Source organism: Actinomyces sp. ICM58, assembly GCF_000283035.1.
GTDB lineage: Bacteria > Actinomycetota > Actinomycetes > Actinomycetales > Actinomycetaceae > Pauljensenia.
Map to the genome: position 1 here is coordinate 1 of NZ_ALIY01000044.1, position 2,451 is coordinate 2,451.

The window sequence follows — 2,451 nt, forward strand, 5'->3', positions numbered from 1 at the left end:
TCCGGACTCGTCGAGGGAGTAAAACGCGTGCTGAGCGTCTTTCAGGTAGTAGGCGTCGAAGGAGCAGCCGCTTAGATCGTAGACTGCACTTGCTGTGTAGGTGTCTGCGCTGCCCGCCCAGAAGGTGTTGGCGATCTGCTGGCAGTCGTCGCGGGTGATCTCGGCTCCGTAAGGCCCTTTCCACACAAACACGTAGTAGTGAGTGACCCACTCGATCTCGTCATCCCCGGTCTCGTAGGTGGTACGGTCCAGGCGCGCGCTAATGTTGAGGATGTGGCCGGGTAAGAAACCTGTGGAGGGAGCCTGGGAGGGGGCTGTCTGTGGAAGAGAGATGGGTTCCTCGTCAACCGCGTGAGCGGGCAGAGCCACCCCTGCCACGCAGCACGCGGCCGCGGCCGCGCACGCCATCCACTTAGCCGTCTGACGAAAAATTGACGTGATCGATCGTAGCTGCATGTCGTGCCTTCCCATGGTCAAAGCGATGCCCCTCGTTGCTTAGTAGATTCTTCCCGCCGAAGCGCCATTGAGAGCACCAGTGCGCTCAGCTTCCTTCATGGGCCCCGACTTGTAGACAGCGTCAACTTTCTTGATCTGTTCGTTGAGCCACGAGGCTGCGTTCTGATCCTTCTCGTCGAGCATAGCGATGGCCTGAGTCACGTAGCCAGCGAATTTACGAGCATTTTCCGCCATACTCTTGAGGGCTGCCACTTCCTGCTGAAGATAGAAGCGATACCTCTTGGCAAACGCCTGAGGCCCATCTTCAACACCCCACTTGCTCTCATTCTGGAGGGAGATATTGTCCCTCAGAAGTTTTGCTGCTTCTTCCAGTTGCGTCGCGACGCAGTCAGGGTTGTTAACGAGCCTGTCAACCCAGTCTTGCCACTCTTTCCGCTGAATCTCAACCTGAGTCGCCATGACGGTACTCCTTTACTAAACGGCCGATGTAACGCCCCCAGCCTACCAGATGGCAGGCGGGGCAGGAAAGCGTCAACAACATGCGCACAGGCTCAGCCCGAGGTACTCGGCGACCACGGGGGTTAGGGCCGCCGCCTGACTCCTGGGACGGGCCCCGCGCAAGTGCCCGTGGACGAGTCGTTACTTCCTGCGGCGCAGGGCCACCACCAGGGCGCCTGTGCCGACCAGGAGGAGGGCGGCGATGGCGGCGCCGATACCGACGAGCAGGCCCGTGAAAGCAGACTCCCCCCTCTGGGACTGGTCTCCCGACGCGGCGGCCGAGGCGCCGGCGGCCGGATCGGTGGTGGGCGTGGGGGTGATGGTGAAGGGGTTGATGGGCGGGTTCAGCTCGGTGAAAGGCCCGACCGTGCCAGCGAGTTTGCCGGTGAAGTAGTCCTCGACGTCACCTTCCATCAACGGCTCATCGGTCGCTGGTATCGTGGCCCCGTCGTGAACGTCCCACACACAGGTGGACATGTGGGTGATGTTCAATAGTAGGTCGAGGTCTTCTTTTGAGGGGTTCGCGTTGCAGTGAGCGTTATTCATGGCCGTGACGTCGAAGTCAAGGCGATCGAAGACAAGGTTGTCAAAAGAAGTGGCGATCTGGTTGAGGTAGGCCATGGGCGGGCGCACCTGCATGTGCCCTGACTCATCCAGGGAATAGAACGCATGGCGGGCCTCGCCCAGGTAGTAGGCCTCGATCTGACAATCGTCGTATTTTACAGCGGCCTCCACCTGGTAGTCAGGGCCGGTCCCAGACCAGAACGTGGACACCAGGTCCTGGCACTCCTGCTCGGTCAGACTCCGCCCCTTACCCCAATCTGAGAACACCAGCAACAGGTAGGCGGTGGGCTGGCTGCGCTGCTGCCCCGGAACGGCGCGCTCGCCGAATTCGAAGTTGGCTCTCATGTGGATGGGGCGACCCGGGAACAGCGGGGTAGTGGGCGCGGCCGTGGGCGGGGTGGAGGGGACCGGAACAGGCCCATCATCGGCGTGAGCGGGCAAGGCCGCCCCCGCCACACAGCACGCCACCGCAGCCAGGCCTGCCATCCATCGGGCCACGCGCCGACCCATACCCGTCATCACCATCATCCTTAGTCCTCTCAACGATGCCAGCTAGACGATCACACAGAGCCCGGGCGTGCGCCGGTCAGCGACGCTGGCGCAGGTCGACGACGGAAATCAGGCGCTCGCCGAGCAGCAGCTGACTATTCAACGGCAGCTCCAGTGGCTGACCCGGCACCAGCGTGTGGGTGCGCCCGTTGGGCGTGCGGGCGCGCGTCCCGTTCGCCGAGTTCATGTCAACGATCGAAATGCCGCTGGCGGTCGGCGTGATCCGCACGTGGGTGCGCGACAGGGAACGCGTCTGATCGTCGACGGGGATGGGCACGTCGCCGGGCGACACGGGCGAGGGGGCGCGTCCCAGCACGATCGTGCGGTCCACGGGAATCGACTGGCCCGTGTCCAGCAGCAGGCCCGTGTGTGCCCCGTTCGCGC

The 2,451-nt window shown here is 63.0% G+C and carries 4 protein-coding genes; all 4 read right to left on the reverse strand.

Annotated features, from left to right (window positions below):
• The coding region (locus HMPREF1138_RS01845; RefSeq protein WP_155887117.1) for a hypothetical protein at window positions 1–456 on the reverse strand (456 nt) is incomplete at its 3' end.
• A 39-nt stretch (window positions 457–495) separates the two neighbouring features.
• On the reverse strand, window positions 496–915 hold the full coding sequence (locus HMPREF1138_RS01850; RefSeq protein ID WP_009055899.1) for a hypothetical protein: 420 nt from the start codon (window positions 913–915) through the stop codon (window positions 496–498).
• 180 nt (window positions 916–1,095) lie between these two features.
• Window positions 1,096–2,046, reverse strand: a complete 951-nt coding sequence (locus tag HMPREF1138_RS01855; RefSeq protein ID WP_009055895.1) for a hypothetical protein — start codon at window positions 2,044–2,046, stop codon at window positions 1,096–1,098.
• A gap of 58 nt (window positions 2,047–2,104) precedes the next feature.
• Window positions 2,105–2,451: FHA domain-containing protein (locus HMPREF1138_RS01860; protein ID WP_009055897.1), on the reverse strand; the 347-nt coding region annotated here is incomplete at its 5' end.

Coding starts and splice junctions, on each gene's coding strand:
- HMPREF1138_RS01850 (WP_009055899.1), bottom strand. CDS start 915: ATGGCGACTCAGGTTGAGATTCAGCGGAAAGAGTGGCAAGACTGGGTT.
- HMPREF1138_RS01855 (WP_009055895.1), bottom strand. CDS start 2,046: ATGATGGTGATGACGGGTATGGGTCGGCGCGTGGCCCGATGGATGGCA.